Raw genomic sequence first — 14,071 nt, 5'->3', positions numbered from 1 at the left:
ATGCCATGCCGCCGCGCTGTGGCAGCCGCTTGTCGGTGGCCGATAAAGCTCTCCTCCACGATGCGCAGTTTATCATCATCTGACCAATACCGGCGGCGATCACCATCGGCAGCGGAAAGAACTTCGATTTGAGGGCGGTTATTGAAGTCGGACATAAGGCCGGACTTACCATCGGATCGATCCCGGGATCAGGCGGCCGCCGCCGGAGCCTTACCTTGAAGCTATCCAAGAAAATGCGGTTCGACTTGGAACCAGGCGTGAAGACGTGTTGGCACTCGTCGTAGTAAAAACMGATCACGCCGAGCTCGCGACTGTGATGGCGCACGAGGCGCCAGACTTCGCTTTGCGTCTGCCTGGGAGAGGCGCTGTACCCGAGCTTTTCGAGCGTCTTTTGCCCAAGGTCCTTCCAGCTGACCGAACCATCGAGTTTGCAATAGAGTATTTCTCCTGGCCTTCCGTTGGGCATGAGGGTTTGACTGTCGTTGAATTCTTTAATGAGCTTGATCGTTTCCGAGGTCTTCCCCACCCTGGACTCGCCCGTAACGACGAGGCCACGGGCTTCAAAATGGCCGCCATTGCTGGCCTTGATGAAATAATTGGTCACCAGCCCCAGTGAACAGGACAGAGCACGGATCAAACGCCGTGTTGATCTTCTTCTTGAGCACCGGGAGCGGCTCGCTGTTCTGCGGGATGGCGTCAGGCTGATTGGGATCGCTACCGAACACCAGGCTAATGAACTAGTGGCTGAACTGCACGGGAAAATGCCCTGGATGGCTTCGGCGACGGAAACAGTGTGGCATACGATGCGCCGGTCCGTACGCGAAGGGTGGCCGGGCCTGCGGCTGCCCCCCATGCTTCTGGATGGGCCGCCCGGTATCGGTAAGAGCCACTGGGCGCGGCGCCTCGGGCAGTTGCTCACAGTCCCAACGGCCGTTGTTGAAGCTACCAGCGAGAACGCGTCGTTCGGTGTTGTCGGGTCGCAGCGTGGCTGGGGCAGTGCGTATCCGGGGCGCGTGCTGGAAACCATTCTGCAGGCAGGCGTAGCAAACCCGATCCTTGTCGTGGATGAAGTGGAAAAGGCCAGGAAGGCTACGTCCAATAAGGGCCATACTTTTGGTCTGGCTGAGGCGCTCTTGCCGTTGCTCGAACCCATGACTGCCAAACGCTGGAATTGCCCTTAGTATCAGGTGAAGTTCGACATGAGCTGGGTGGGCTGGGTGCTGACGTCCAACAATTACCGCCTGCTGCCTGAACCGCTTCTCAGCAGGTGCCCGCCTGTCCGGTTGCGCGAACTTACAGCCATGGAACTGAGTGATTTTGTGCGGCGGGAAGGCGCTAAACGGCATCTTTCGTCCATCGCGGTCCAAGCTGTTACCGAAGCTGTTGACCGTACTTGCCAATATGGGATGCGCATCGACCTCCGGATTGCATCCCGGCTGCTCCAGCGTGCTGAAGACCTGGAACGTTGACCTGTCTGGCATTGACCGGTGAAACTTTGGCATGGTGCGGAAAAAGAACGTTGAAGAAGTCTCAGGTTCGTTCGTTTGGGTCGAAGCGCTCAATTCGCAGGCCGCGAAATTTGGAAAATCCTACAAGGCACGCCTGGTTGTCGCCTTAAGTCTGGCCGAACGAGGCAGCGCTACTATTGCATTGCCGCCGCAGGTACATTCTGCAGTCTTTGTAGGTTCGGACTCGCAGCCGGTTTTCGCTGCTATCGGCGCAAAAGTCGGTTCCCAGGTTTCAAACGACGGCACGTCGTACGACAAGGCGGATAATCAGAGGCTTGGCCGATACTGCCGATAACTGGTTACGTTGCGCCCTCGCCAAGGTGTTTGCAGCCCAATTTCTTAAATGAGAAGCAATAGAACTGTGCCCTATACACTCACCGGCTAATATTCCATCAGCGGTCTGGCTGAAGTCTTTTCGCTGTCGCGTCCAAGCGTCTAGAAAACCATGAACCGGCACCAGAGTGGTCAAGCTTCGCAGCGATACTTTCTGAACCAGTATTGCCAAAATGTACGATCCCCGTTTTGCAACGGGGATAGCGCGGCAGGAAATAACCTGCTTGGGGAGGAACTAATATCAGCCGGCCGTGCGCAGCCCGCGGTCCAGGGACACACTGCGCAGCATGGTGGAAAAGCGTTTGTAGCTGGCGGGGGAGTAGCGGGCCGCAAAGAAGATCATCAGGAGCGAGCCTGCGGCCATGACCAGCCAGACCTGGCTGAGGTCGGACATCGCGTCGCGAACCGCACCGGCAAACAGCGGTACCAGGCTGGCCAGAATATAGCCGCCGCCCTGCACGAAGGAGGTAAAGTTGCCTGCAGTGGTGGGATCGTCAACATGGTCGATGGCCACGATAATCGAAAGCGGGAACAGGATGCCGATGCCAACGCCCAGCAGGGCCATTGCCAGGAAAGACAGCTCGACCGGGGAGGAATACAGAACGCCAAAGCCCAAAGCGGTAACGATCAGCGCAAAAACCAGCGGACCGCGGCGGTCGGGGAAATTATGGATGAAGGCCGCCACGCCCAGGGCCGTCGCAGCTTCGATCACGGTCAGCGCCGACAGCAGCAGGCCTGCGGCACTCTGATCCAGGCCTTGCGCCAGGTAAAACGGCGGAATCCAGGCCATGACCAGCATGAAGGCCCCGGTGCCGACGCCGAAGAACAGCATCAGGGACCAGCAGCGGCCGCTGCGCCAGAATTGCGGCGGCGTTGTGCCTGCGGCAGGAGCTGGAGCGGCGCGTTCGCTGTCCGCGTTGCGGGCGGCAAGCGCCCAGATCAAGATAGCCAGAACCGCTGGCAGGCTCCAGGCGGCCAGCGTGCCGGTCCATTCCAGGGAGGACGCCAGCCCGGCAGCGGTGCCCGCCGCGATTGAGGCCCCGGCCACGATACCGGTGGAATAGAGGCCGATCACCCGGCCGGTTGCAGCCCCGAAGTTGCGCTTGGCAAAACCAGGCATCAGCGATTGCACCATGGCAATGCCGATCCCGGCGCCGGCGGCGGTGACCAGCAGGCCGGCGCCGGTGGAAAACCACATGCGCGCGGCACAGGACAGCGCAATGATCAGCGCCCCCAGGGTGATGCCGCCGCGTTCGCCCAGGGCGGCGCGCAGCTGGCGCACATAGATGGCGCCGATGCCCATCAGGAACACCGGGATCATGGTCAGGAAACCGATGATGGTGGAGTTGACGCCGGTGTCGCCAAGGATTTGCGACACCAGCGGGCCGATGGCGGCAACGGCAGGGCGCAGGTTTATCGAGATCAGGAAGATCGCGATCAGCAGCAGCGCCGGGGACGCTTTGGATATGCGGTCATTCATGGTGTGTCCTTTCAATGAATAGAGTGCGGTGGGTCAGATCGCCGAATAATCCGGCGATCTGATCAATTCCTGGGGGCGGCCTTCGATGTCCGGGGCATAGACGGAGCTGGCCCAATCGTCCGGACGTACGGGGCGCAAGGCGATGGAGACCGCGTGTTCCGAGCAGCCGAAGGCCTGGGTCACTGCCTGGGTGACGGCGTCTGAAAGGGCGCGCTGCTGCCCGCCGGTCAGGGTGGCGTCGAAGTGTTTGATGATGACATGCGGCATGGGATCAAAGGTCCTGGGGATTGCTGGTTTCAGAGCGCCCGGCCTGCCAGGCCGGGACGTGGTTGCGGATCGCATTGGCAAGCTCGCTGACCCCGCCGGGCTTCAGCAGCTCATAGTGGTCCGCGGCCAGCGCATGGACCGGCGCTGCAGCGGCCAGATTAAGGGTGGCCTCTTCCAGGAAGGAGCGGTTGTCGCCTTTCGCTTTGAACAGGCGGACCGGGGCGGAAACCTGGCGCTGCGTCATCTGCAGCCCGTATTCGGGGGCATAGGTCCGGGCCACCAGCCGCGTGATGCGCTCGATCATGCCGCGGTCGAGGTCGGGTTTTTCGGCGCTGACATATGCGACGAACTCTTCCAGGCCCGAAACCGTTTCGATCACCGGGGCCACCCGCTCTGGCGCGATGGTCTGGGCAAAGACCGAATACAGAATGGTCAGGAAGGAGGCATCGCGGAACAGGCTGGCCTCATCTGCGCGCACCGGGTCACCGCCGGGCAGCTCCGGAGACCCCGGGGCAATCAGGGTCAGCTCCGCCACCTGCTGGCCGGCCTGTTCCAGCTGGTAGGCGGTCTCATAGGCCACCCGGGCTCCGAAAGAATAACCCCAAAGCGTGTAAGGGCCTTCCGGTTGTGCCTGCCGGATCAGTTCGGCATCCCGGGCGGCCATGTCCCGGATTGATCCGCAGACCGTCTCGCCCGGGTTCACGCCGGAAGCCTGCACGCCGATGACCGGCCGGGGTGTGTTGAGCTCCAGCGCCAGGTGGCGCAGGTTCATCGGGTAACCGCCCAGTCCGGGCCAGCAGAACACCGCGCGGCCGGTGCCCTTCTTCAGCGTGACCGCGCGCGACAGGCTGGCAGCGGTGCCGTTGCAGTCCAGGCGGCGTGCCATATCCGCAATCGTGGTGTCTTCGAACAGCACCTGTACCGGCAGGCTGGCATCAAACGCCCGGTTGATTGACTGCACCAGCTTCACCGCCTTCAGGGAGTCGCCGCCGATCTCAAAGAAATCATCCTCGACAGAGACGGTCTCTGTCTCCATCTGGCTGCGCCAGATATCCGCAAGGCGGGATTCGGTGCTGTTGCGCGGTGCGATGATTTCACGTTCAGCAGCGGAGTCGCTGAATTCAGGGAACGCTTTCAGGGCGTTCACATCCACCTTGCCCGAGGCGCTGTAGGGCATCGCGGGTACCAGCGCCAGTTTGCTGGGAACCATGTAGTCCGGCAGCGCGGCCTGCAGGTCCCGGCGGATCAGCTCGGCCGGGCCTTCCATGTGGACGCTGTCCTCATGCATGCCCTCATGGGCCATCTGCGCGGTGCTGACCTTGCCGAAAACCGCGCTGTAGCAGGCTCCGGCGGCGAATCCCTGGTCGGACAGGATATCCTTGAGCCGGGTGGCCGCGGCGAGGTCATTCCCGGATTTGGAGCTGTAGCCGGAGGACATGGTGCCGATCTGACGGCTGTTCTGCTGCAGGCGCTGCAAGCTGCGGCCCAGGTCGATATAGGCGTGCCAGCGGTCCGCATTCCGGCTGACGATGGAAATCATGCCGCTTGCGCGCTGATAGACGCGCTGGTTGATCGCGATGACGTGGCGCTGTTCCAGGATGTGCCGCGAAAACGGCTGCAGGCCGCCGTCCCGGTAGACATAATGCCCCGGCTCCAGCCCGGTAACTTTGTTGCCGTGGGCCTGCACAAAGAAGTCCACCGGCAGCTCGGTCTGGCGGTCTGCGTGTGCGGTGACCGCAAAGCCTGCGATGTAGACATGACCGGGCCCGCACTCCAGATGCGCCAGCGCATCCGGCGCGGCGGTGCCCGCACCGATGCCGAGGCCATGGGCCGGCAGGACATAATCCATAAGGCCCAGAATGTGGCCGGTCTCAAACTCCAGCACTTCGCGGATGTTGTTCTTGTAGACCGGTTCGATGGCGGGAATCTTGCCGGCGAAATGCAGCTGCATCACCGGTTTGGCTGAGGCCGCCCGCGGCGCAGTCAGAACCAGCTCGTGGCGGGCCGGGTGGTAATAGTAGTAGCCGGGCTCGAACCCGGCCACATTGGCCAGCTCCACATAGACCTGCGTTGCATAGAGCGCGCCCGGAGATGCATAGGCATGTTTGGGCAGCAGCCGCTCCCCGCTGGTGAACTGGCCCAGCCAGCGCAGCAGATGCCCGAGTTGTTGTGCGGTCAGCGCCTCAAGCCCCCCGGCGCCCGAGGCAGGCTGTTCCGGCAGCGCCAGCACCGAGAGCAGGTCCTCCAGCGAGACCTGGCCGCCCTCGTAGAAGCGGTAGGTCTTGCGCGCGAAGGCCAGCGTGCGCTGTTGTGCGGTGGCCGCGGCCCCCGGCAGCGAAATGGCAGTGCGCCCGTCCAGTTGATCCGGGCTGCGCTGGCCGCCGCCAGAGAGCTGGGCCCGCACCTGCAAGCGGCTCTTCTTGCTGTGGTGATGGGCGCCGGCATTGCCCTGGTCCATCAGCGGTGCTTCGCGCGGGTTCAATTCGATGCCCGCCGCAAGCACCGGCTGGCCGGTGCGGGCATGCGGTTTCACGAACACGCCGGCAGATTTGACCCAGTCGTGGTTCTCGATGGCAAGGCGGATCTCATCCAGTTCGATCCGGTAGCCGCGGAATTTGACCTGATTGTCGGCACGTCCCTGGAATTGCAGAGTGCCGTCAGGGTTGCGGCGCACCAAGTCGCCGGTCTTGTACAGCCGCAGCGGCATGCCGCCAGCCGGGCTGATCCAGGTGATAAAGCGGTCCGCGGTCAGCTCGTCGCGGTTGTGGTAGCCATTGGCCAGCTGGCGGCCGCCGATATAGAGTTCACCTGCGGTGCCGTCGGCAACCGGCTGCAGGTTTTCGTCCAGAACCCAGCAGCTTGTATTGGCTGCGGGCAGGCCGATCGGGATCATCTCCGGCCCGCTGGCAAGCGCTGCCGGGTCCACGGTATGCGCGGTGGCATTGATGGTGCATTCGGTTGGGCCGTAAAGGTTCACAAGGCGGCAGCCGGGCCGGGCCTCGAAAATCCGCGCGGCCAGCTTGCGGGTCAGGGCCTCGCCGCCGCTGAACAGGCTGGTGAGCGTGGTGCAGTCTTCGAACTGCGGCAGATCAATCAGCGCCTGCAGCAATGTGGGGACACCCTGCAGCATGGTGACGCCATGCTGTTTGATCTGGCTGACCAACGCCTCCGGATCGCGGTAAACGCCCGGACGGCCCATCACCACCTGAACGCCGCAGCACACCGCCAGCAATTCCCATTGGGCGGCGTCGAAGCTGACCGGGGTTTTCTGCAGAATGACTTCGCCAACCCGCAGCCTCTGGTCGGTTTGAAGCCAGGTCAGCTGATTGAGGATCGCGGCATGGGAAATACCCACCCCTTTCGGGACGCCGGTGGTGCCAGAGGTGTAAATCATATAGGCCAGATCGTCGTCCAGCAAAGCAGGGCCGCCGAGGCACTCGCAGTCATCGCCGTCGGGCACCGTATCCAGCGCGTCCAAGGTGATCACTGTCACCCCCGGCAGGATCATCTCAGCCAGACGCCCGCGCAACTTGTCCTGGGTAACGACCACCTCGACGCCTGCGTCGCGGATCATATAGGTGAGCCGGTCAACCGGGTAATCAGTGCCCAAAGGCAGATAGGCACCGCCGGAGAACAGAATGCCCCAGAGGCCTGCCATCATCTCGACAGAGGATTCAGCGAACAGGCCCACCCGGGTTCCTGGGCCGACGCCCGCGCGTTTCAGCCGTGAGGCCAGGCGGGCAGCGTATTCCGCCAGATCGCTGTAGCGCAATGCGCTGGTGTCGTCGCTGACGGCGATTTCGTCACTGCGGCAGCGCACTTGGAGCAGCAGCATGTCCACCAGTGAAGTGCGCGCCGATGCGGCACGCAGCAGCGCCCGCATAACATCTGTTTGCTGCGGGCGGGGCGGAACCGTATGGGAAAGGAGAGAAGCAGGCGTACTCATGAGTTTGTCCTGTGGCGTATTGGAATGAACGTTACAAAATTAATTGATTTTTGCCACAGGCGGTTAGCCTGCAGCGGACTGGCTACTATTCCTTGCGGCTAAGCAGCGGCGAGGGCCACTGCGGGCCCGTGTCAGTGGCTTTCGTACAGAATTCCCCGGCCGGGGATCGGGTCGGTCACGCCACAGCTGCGCAGCGCATGCCAGTAAAGCACCGCATTGTTTGACAGCACCGGCTTGCCGACCCAGGTTTCGGCAGATTGGGCAAATGCCGCCATCGGCACATTGGTCCCAACTTGCACAATGGCTTCCACATCCGGCCCGTCGACCTCCAGGACCGCGTCGCGCAAGTCGGCGGGTGTGACGTCCGAAATATTCGACGGCGTGCGGCCGCCCAGCCCGTGGGTCGCCGCCACCTCGATGCCGCTATCGGTGAAAAAGCGTGAAACAGGTTCATCGCCAAGCTCGAGATATGGCGATATGAGGCCGATGCGCCGGATGCCGCCAAGCGCTTTGAGTGCCGCCATAATGGCATCGGCGCTCATGATGATCTTGGCACCACCTGCTGCCTCCGTAAGCTGGCCGTGCAGGGTTTCATGTGCGGCGTGCCCCTCCCAGTAGCCGTCTGGCGACACCGCCGCAATGATTGCGCTGGTGCCGCAGTGGCGCAAGCTGCGGATGGCGTCCGGGGTGGAACGGCGGATATTCTCTATCACCCGGTTGAAGCCATCCGCATGGGTCAGGGAATCGTCGTCAATGATCATCCTGCCGATATGATTGGTAACGCCAATGGGGCGCATGTCCTCCATCTCAGGCTGCGCAGAAGTATTGGTCGATGGAATGGCAACGCCAATGCGCAGCCGCTTGCCCAGAAAATTGCTCATCGTAAGATCCTGTATTCATAATGCATTTTTAGCACGGCCTTGGCTGGCCGCAGCGGAAAGGGTTAAGCGAGGATTGAGGCCGCCATGTCTGCAGCGCCCTGGCCTTGCGCCTGCACGCGCCTGAAGCGGTTCAGCCCTGCCTCGGCAAGATCGGCCCCAACGCCCGCCTCCAGAGCGGCATCAAGGATCAGAGCGCTGTCTTTGACGGCATTGTCGATGGTGAATGCCGGAGTGAAATCACCCGACGCCATGGCCTGGGCTTTAATTTGAAAGAAAGGAGTGTCCAGCGGTCCTCCGCGTAGCGTGTCCGCCACCAATTCCGGATCCAGCCCCAGGCCGCGCGCCAGGGCCAGGCTCTCTGCCGCTCCATGGGTAAGCGCGAAAACCCAGCTGTTCAGCGCCAGTTTCAGCCGGGTCGCCATGCCCGGTGCCGTGTCCAGCCAGCGGGTGGCCTTGCCGACGGCTTCCAATACCGGCCGCGCGGCGTCCCGTGATTCTTCCGGCCCTGCTGCCAGCACAAGCAACTGCCCGGCTTCGGCCGGCTGGCGAGTGCCGAGCACCGGCGCGTCAATCAGGGCAAGTCCCTTGCGGTCTGCTAAAGCCTGTAGCCCGGGCAGATCCGCAGGGCCGACTGTGCTCATCTGCAGCCAGCATACAGGGGGCTCCGGCGCGCTTTCCGCATCCGGCAGCGCGGACATAACCTCTGTGATGGCACCGGCGTCTTTCAGCATGGTCACAACGACCTCAGCGCCGAGGACGGCCTCGGCGGCATCCACCGCGGGGGCAATATTATGCACTGCCAAGGGCAGCGCCTTGCTAGGCGTGCGGTTCCAGACAGTAACACGGCAGCCAGCCTCTGCGATGTTGCGGGCCATTGGCGCCCCCATCAGCCCGGCTCCCAGAACCGCCACGCGCGGCGGGCGGCGGGTTGGCGATTTTGCTTCGTTCGGCATGCTTAACCTCTGTGTGTAGGGATCGGCCGCCGCAGCGTGCAGTCCGCTTTTGGCAGGCCGGTATCTGACGCTGTTATGGAACAATCATTCCATTACAGTCAACAACCAAAAGATGAGCTCCATGGCGCAGTTACAACGTTTTGATGGCCGCGTCGACGATGCTTCGCAAATGAGACTGGCGGGAGGTCTCCGGAAGGCCTTTGCTGACGACTCTAATTCCTTGAATTACGGCAACAAAATACTTTGCCAGCATTTGACAGTCCTGATTAGCCGGAATTTCTCCGGCTCTCTGGCCACGCTTCAGGAGCCGTAGCAGGCCGACCTCCAACCGATCAAAATGTTGCGCCACCAGGGCGCTGAGCTCCGGATCCCGGCCGGAAACCTCGAGACTGCTGTTTGCAGCGAAACAACCAAAGCCCTCACGGTCACTTAATTCGTCGGCAACGATAGATAGGAGCAGTTCCCGGAGGCTGGCCCTCACGTCACCAGGCCGGGAGATCATCGCGACATTTTCAGTGGTCACGCGCCGGTACTCTTTAAGAGCCAGCTCAAAAAGCTTTTTTTTGCCGCCAAAGGAGTTGTAAATGGTACTGCGGGACAGGCCGGTTGCATCCACCAGGTCATTCATTGAAGTTGCGGCATAGCCCTTGCGCCAGAATGTGCGCATGACCGCATCGACAGCCGCACTTTCATCAAATTCTCTTGGCCTCATAGCGCTCAACCATTCTGAACCGAGTGTTTCAAAACTATGACAGAAGAAGAGTCTATGCAACTTTATTGTGCAATTGATTGAGCATAGCGGGAAAGCGGCACCAGAACCCGTGATCAGGTTGCCAGCCGGATCGCAGGTGGGCACATAAAACGAACGGATGGCAGACACGCTAAATCGGGACGGACATGCCGTGGGGGCGCTCCTCCGGAATACGCACCCCGCTCGCTGGCCGGAGCGATTCTGGCTCTGGTATCGCGGGCGGCAACCGCAGAGGCCGTTACATGCAGTTGCCAAGCGAGGCGGCCGGATAGAACTTTACCTGCCGGGGTTCGATCAGACCCAGCGCCGTGCGCAGACCTGACGCAATTCGGCATGCAATTGTCAAATCTTTCAGAACCAATCCGCACTCGGACTCGATCCGGTCCGCCCACGGCACCATTTGAGATCGTGCGTCCGCAAGCTCCACCCTCAGAACTAGCCGCCCGCCGGATTGAGTGTAGCGCCCGGAGAGGATGGAAGCGGCTGCAAGGCGATCCTGGATAACCGCAGGGCTTGGATCCCGCTTGTAATGCGCGGTGGCGGCCAGTCGGGAAATCACGTTGATCTCCTGCGACTGGGACAGGATCGAGATGATATCGTCAGCCAGAATTTCTCCCAGAATGCCCTTTTGGTCCGCCGGCAGCGCCTGGAAAGGGATCACTGCAACCGTTGTCAGGCGGTCCTCACCCTCGCCGCGGAAGCCCCCAGCCTCTGATGTGACGGGCATAACCTGGAAAACATGCACCATTTCCCCCTCAATGCACCGCTCACCCAAGTCCTCGAAGTTATAGCCGACACCGTCTCGGACGGCGTCCCTAATGCCGGCCGTTGCCAGAACCTCTCCGGGCGGCGTCAGGGTGACGAGCCGACTAGCGTGGTGTTCCGCCAGCAGACAGGGCTCTTCCTGGGCGCCAGACGCAGCTGCATTGGCGAAGTCGAGCGCGATGCGGCCCTCAGCACGTCTGCCGTGGCGGCGCATTTTTTCCGTCAGTTCCAGCCCCAACCTGATAGCGGCCCCGGTTCCGGAAAGCTCAGCTACCAACAGCTGGCGCCGGCTGGCCCTCTGATGAAACGCCAGCCCACAGACAGTTCCGGGGCCCAGCGAGCCAAGAATATCCGGTGTCAGCACGCCGTCTGCAGCCTCGAGTGTAAGTACAGTGTTGTTGCCTGCTGCGGCCGGATCATTCAACTGCGTCAAAGCGCAACCGACGGGTGCCGTGAGCACATAGCCGCGTTTCGGCACAGTGCGCAGGATGGTCCGCTGTTCGTCACCTAGCGAACGGCGGATGTCCGCAATGCACTGGCACAGGCTGTCATCAGTGACATTGATATCTGGCCACACCTCAGCAAAAAGCTCGCTCTTGCTGACGGTCTGGCCGATGCTGGCAGCCAGCAGGCTGAGAACTTGTGTGGATTGCGGGCGCAGATGGATGATCAGCCCCACCTGAGTGGTCCGGTTTGATTGTTAGTGCATGACCGGCTGGAGCTCACCCCATTTTTGGCCCGGGCTTCACCGGAATACGATTCTGGCGGCTTTTGCAGCTCACGGGATTGAAGCTTTCCGGCTGAATGGTGTGGCTATCGGACCGATCTACCTCCTAAAGGAGGTTGCACCCGTCCTGAACACGCTCATGAGCTGACATTTGCCTGCTGGTCCCCCGGGGCCGGTAGAGGAGCGAAAGCGTTTTCTATCTGAGCCTTTACTACTCTCAACTTCACTTGGCACTTTCCACTTGACACAGGGGGTGCATCAAAACCCCCAAAGTGTGCAAGGTTATGCCTAATTGGCATTTTAATAGAAAAAATGGCGATCCCTGAAGGACTCGAACCCTCAACCTGCTGATTAGAAGTCAGCTGCTCTATCCAGTTGAGCTAAGGGACCGCTGGGCGCCAGTTATGACAGGCTGCGGCCGGGGGTCAAGCCGCGGCGCGCAAGTCCAGGCGCATAAAGACCGACCAGGGGTCCTCGGCGTAATCCGCAAACGGCGGGCAGGGAACGAAGCCGAAGGATTCGTAGAGCCGGCGTGAGGGCATGAAATCCTCGGTGGAGCCGGTTTCAAGGTAGATCGCGGCGGCCTGATCGCGGCGGGCGAGATCCAGCAGGAAACCGAGCATGGCGCGGCCTGCGCCGCTGCCGCGGGCTGCGGCCAGGGTGTGCATCGACTTCAGCTCGCGGGCGCCATCGCCCAGATCCTTGAGCGCGCCCATGGCAAGCGCCTGCCCGTTCCGGCGCAGCAGGAAGAACTGCACCTCCGGTCCCTCCAGCCCGCTGATGTCCATGGCGTGGCAGCTTTCCTCGGGCGATTGCGCCGCCATCTGCGCCAGGTGTCGACGGATCAGAGCGGTGGCCTCGGGATCAGAGGGGCGGGCGGCGGAGATGTCAAAAGCTATGGCGGTCATTGTCAGAGTCCGTTCGGGCTGGTTGCCTCAAGGTATTGCCCGGCCCGCGGCGGATGGCAATCACGCAGGCGTTGTGCCGCCGCCTGCGGCGCGGGTTCTGCCTGTTTTTTGAGCAGCACCGGGGATGTCAGCCGTATAGGCTTTGCCAAGCGGCGGCCTGGGCGCGGGCGGCCTCCGGCGGCAGGGCCAGAAGCAGCAGGGCGCCTTCGTCGGAGGCTGCAAGGATGTGCAGCTGCGGCGTGACAGGCAGCAGCAGGCAGTCCGGTTTCGGCACCGGCATCCGGGCCGAGGCAGGGCGGGCTGCCCTGGAGGCAAGCGTCTGGCGCACTGCGTCCAGACGGATGAGCAGCGCTTCCGGTCCGTCGCCTCGCATCTGGCCGCTGTCTTGCGGGCAGTGCAGCCAGGCCGCGGCCTGCGGCTGGGCCTGGGCGCGGAAATGGTCCAGACGGCCGCTGCCGCTTGCTGCCGCCAGGGCGGCGGCAAGGGTCCCGGCGGAGCAGGTGCCCGCGCCCTGCGGTGCGGCGCTGGGGCGCCGGCGGAAGCTGAAGTCCTGGCCCCTGCTGCCCGCCTGCAACTGCTGCAGACGGGCGGCAAAGAGCTGGGCTGCGGTCTCCGGGTTTTCAGCGGCGGAGGAGGGATCCGCGCTGTCCCGGAGGCTCAGGCCCGCAATCCGGCGCTGCGCCACGGTGAGGGTGGCGGCGGCGCGGCCGCTGATGCACAGGGTAATCTCGCGCGGCAGCACTGTTTCGCGGATTTCGCGCAGCACTGCGGCGCTCAGGCTGTCGTCCGTGCCGGAAGGCGCGGCGCGGGAGGGCTGTGCCAGCCGGATCAGCGCCTGGTGCAGGGAAGAAGCGGCACCGGTGCCAGCCTGCGGGGTCTGCTGCGCGGATTTTGCCATCACGCTCCCCCATCCTGATGGGCCAGCAGCTGCCGGGCCGGAGCGGCCAGCCGGGCAGCGGCATCGGCATCGTCACAGACACAGAGCACCGCATCGCCGGAGCCGTCACCGGCGCGCAGGAACAGCCGCACTTCGCCCGGGGCGAGCAGCAGCACGTCATCCGCGGGCACAGCTGCCACGCCGCCGGCCTTAACCGCCGCATCCAGCGCCAGGAAGCCGCGGCGGGCCTGCTGGCAGAGATCGTCGAGGTATTCCTGCGGATGGCCGCTGCCGCTGCTGCTGCGCAGCACGATGCTGGCGCCGAGATCGCCGAAAGCGGCCAGGCGGCAGCCGGGTTCAAAGTGGCGCAAGGCGTCGAGCTGGCGGGCCAGGGTCATGGGCAGCCCCCGCGGCGGGCCGGACGTTTACAAGGCGCGTGCGCTGGCAGCATGGCGGGCTCAGTCTCCGTCAGAAGGGGCTTCAGGGCGCTGGCTGCGCCGGGACGGGGCCGACACCCGGCGCGGCGTCACCCGGGGGCCGCTGCTGGCATCGTCAGCTGCGGTCTGCAGTTGCGGCTGAGGGTCAGGCTGCGGGCTGCTGTCGCGCAGCCCGCCGATGTCCAGCACCTCTGCCCGCAGCTGGCCCGCCGATGTCCAGCACCTCTGCCCGCAGCTG

14 protein-coding genes, 1 tRNA gene and 1 pseudogene are annotated in these 14,071 nt (G+C 62.9%); 3 read left to right on the top strand and 13 right to left on the bottom strand.

Annotated elements, in window-relative coordinates; all coding sequences use genetic code 11:
• A partial coding sequence (locus GKC28_RS26620; RefSeq protein WP_368041168.1) for an ATP-binding protein occupies positions 1–604 on the bottom strand: 604 nt, incomplete at its 3' end.
• On the opposite strand from GKC28_RS26620, the gene GKC28_RS24995 reads away from it, so the two are divergent.
• The 3 genes from GKC28_RS24995 to GKC28_RS24990 are packed head-to-tail and all read left to right on the top strand — an operon-like array spanning position 597 to position 1,803.
• A complete protein-coding gene (locus GKC28_RS24995) occupies positions 597–1,181 on the top strand; it encodes an AAA family ATPase (RefSeq protein WP_254604394.1) in 585 nt (194 codons plus the stop codon). The two genes, GKC28_RS26620 and GKC28_RS24995, sit on opposite strands and share 8 nt — an antisense overlap.
• Before the next feature lie 18 nt (positions 1,182–1,199).
• Positions 1,200–1,469 (top strand): hypothetical protein, encoded by a 270-nt coding sequence (locus tag GKC28_RS26615; protein ID WP_254604393.1) that lies wholly within the window; start codon positions 1,200–1,202, stop codon positions 1,467–1,469.
• A gap of 31 nt (positions 1,470–1,500) precedes the next feature.
• A complete protein-coding gene (locus tag GKC28_RS24990) occupies positions 1,501–1,803 on the top strand; it encodes a hypothetical protein (RefSeq protein WP_174149659.1) in 303 nt (100 codons plus the stop codon).
• A 279-nt stretch (positions 1,804–2,082) separates the two neighbouring features.
• Here the strand turns inward: GKC28_RS24990 and GKC28_RS24985 are convergent, their stop codons facing one another.
• The 12 genes and pseudogenes from GKC28_RS24985 to GKC28_RS26240 all read right to left on the bottom strand — a co-directional run.
• Positions 2,083–3,321 (bottom strand): CynX/NimT family MFS transporter, encoded by a 1,239-nt coding sequence (locus tag GKC28_RS24985; protein WP_174149658.1) that lies wholly within the window; start codon positions 3,319–3,321, stop codon positions 2,083–2,085.
• Positions 3,322–3,354: 33 nt separating this feature from the next.
• Complete coding sequence (locus GKC28_RS24980) at positions 3,355–3,588, bottom strand: tautomerase family protein (protein WP_174149657.1); 234 nt, start codon at positions 3,586–3,588, stop codon at positions 3,355–3,357.
• Between the two features lie 4 nt (positions 3,589–3,592).
• The gene (locus tag GKC28_RS24975) at positions 3,593–7,534 is read right to left on the bottom strand and encodes an amino acid adenylation domain-containing protein (RefSeq protein WP_217434218.1); all 3,942 of its coding nucleotides are present in this window, start codon (positions 7,532–7,534) and stop codon (positions 3,593–3,595) included.
• 131 nt (positions 7,535–7,665) lie between these two features.
• Entirely contained in the window at positions 7,666–8,415 is a 750-nt protein-coding gene (locus tag GKC28_RS24970) for an arylmalonate decarboxylase (protein ID WP_174149656.1), read from the bottom strand.
• A gap of 62 nt (positions 8,416–8,477) precedes the next feature.
• A complete protein-coding gene (locus tag GKC28_RS24965) occupies positions 8,478–9,368 on the bottom strand; it encodes an NAD(P)-dependent oxidoreductase (RefSeq protein ID WP_174149655.1) in 891 nt (296 codons plus the stop codon).
• A 130-nt stretch (positions 9,369–9,498) separates the two neighbouring features.
• On the bottom strand, positions 9,499–10,248 hold the full coding sequence (locus GKC28_RS24960) for a TetR/AcrR family transcriptional regulator (RefSeq protein WP_174149654.1): 750 nt from the start codon (positions 10,246–10,248) through the stop codon (positions 9,499–9,501).
• Between the two features lie 109 nt (positions 10,249–10,357).
• The gene (locus tag GKC28_RS24955) at positions 10,358–11,563 is read right to left on the bottom strand and encodes a winged helix-turn-helix domain-containing protein (RefSeq protein WP_174149653.1); all 1,206 of its coding nucleotides are present in this window, start codon (positions 11,561–11,563) and stop codon (positions 10,358–10,360) included.
• 361 nt (positions 11,564–11,924) lie between these two features.
• Positions 11,925–12,001: transfer RNA gene (locus GKC28_RS24950), tRNA-Arg, on the bottom strand.
• A gap of 35 nt (positions 12,002–12,036) precedes the next feature.
• Positions 12,037–12,519, bottom strand: a complete 483-nt coding sequence (locus GKC28_RS24945; protein ID WP_174149652.1) for a GNAT family N-acetyltransferase — start codon at positions 12,517–12,519, stop codon at positions 12,037–12,039.
• 127 nt (positions 12,520–12,646) lie between these two features.
• The gene (locus GKC28_RS24940) at positions 12,647–13,417 is read right to left on the bottom strand and encodes a hypothetical protein (protein WP_174149651.1); all 771 of its coding nucleotides are present in this window, start codon (positions 13,415–13,417) and stop codon (positions 12,647–12,649) included.
• Complete coding sequence (locus tag GKC28_RS24935) at positions 13,417–13,794, bottom strand: hypothetical protein (RefSeq protein ID WP_174149650.1); 378 nt, start codon at positions 13,792–13,794, stop codon at positions 13,417–13,419. Before GKC28_RS24935 ends, GKC28_RS24940 begins: the two co-directional genes overlap by 1 nt.
• A 60-nt stretch (positions 13,795–13,854) precedes the next feature.
• Positions 13,855–14,071, bottom strand: a pseudogene (locus GKC28_RS26240) (hypothetical protein); the annotation flags it as partial.

It is taken from the genome of Leisingera sp. ANG59, from assembly GCF_013317235.1.
In the GTDB taxonomy this organism is placed as follows: domain Bacteria; phylum Pseudomonadota; class Alphaproteobacteria; order Rhodobacterales; family Rhodobacteraceae; genus Leisingera.
Note: the sequence above shows the minus strand (reverse complement) of the source record. Positions and strands in the feature narration are given on the sequence as shown.

Bases quoted from the DNA above. Each gene is read 5' to 3' on its own strand.
- GKC28_RS24990 (WP_174149659.1), top strand. From the start codon at position 1,501: ATGGTGCGGAAAAAGAACGTTGAAGAAGTCTCAGGTTCGTTCGTTTGG.
- GKC28_RS24945 (WP_174149652.1), bottom strand. From the start codon at position 12,519: ATGACCGCCATAGCTTTTGACATCTCCGCCGCCCGCCCCTCTGATCCC.
- GKC28_RS24985 (WP_174149658.1), bottom strand. From the start codon at position 3,321: ATGAATGACCGCATATCCAAAGCGTCCCCGGCGCTGCTGCTGATCGCG.
- GKC28_RS24970 (WP_174149656.1), bottom strand. From the start codon at position 8,415: ATGAGCAATTTTCTGGGCAAGCGGCTGCGCATTGGCGTTGCCATTCCA.
- GKC28_RS24965 (WP_174149655.1), bottom strand. From the start codon at position 9,368: ATGCCGAACGAAGCAAAATCGCCAACCCGCCGCCCGCCGCGCGTGGCG.
- GKC28_RS26615 (WP_254604393.1), top strand. From the start codon at position 1,200: ATGAGCTGGGTGGGCTGGGTGCTGACGTCCAACAATTACCGCCTGCTG.
- GKC28_RS24980 (WP_174149657.1), bottom strand. From the start codon at position 3,588: ATGCCGCATGTCATCATCAAACACTTCGACGCCACCCTGACCGGCGGG.
- GKC28_RS24935 (WP_174149650.1), bottom strand. From the start codon at position 13,794: ATGACCCTGGCCCGCCAGCTCGACGCCTTGCGCCACTTTGAACCCGGC.
- GKC28_RS24975 (WP_217434218.1), bottom strand. From the start codon at position 7,534: ATGAGTACGCCTGCTTCTCTCCTTTCCCATACGGTTCCGCCCCGCCCG.
- GKC28_RS24940 (WP_174149651.1), bottom strand. From the start codon at position 13,417: ATGGCAAAATCCGCGCAGCAGACCCCGCAGGCTGGCACCGGTGCCGCT.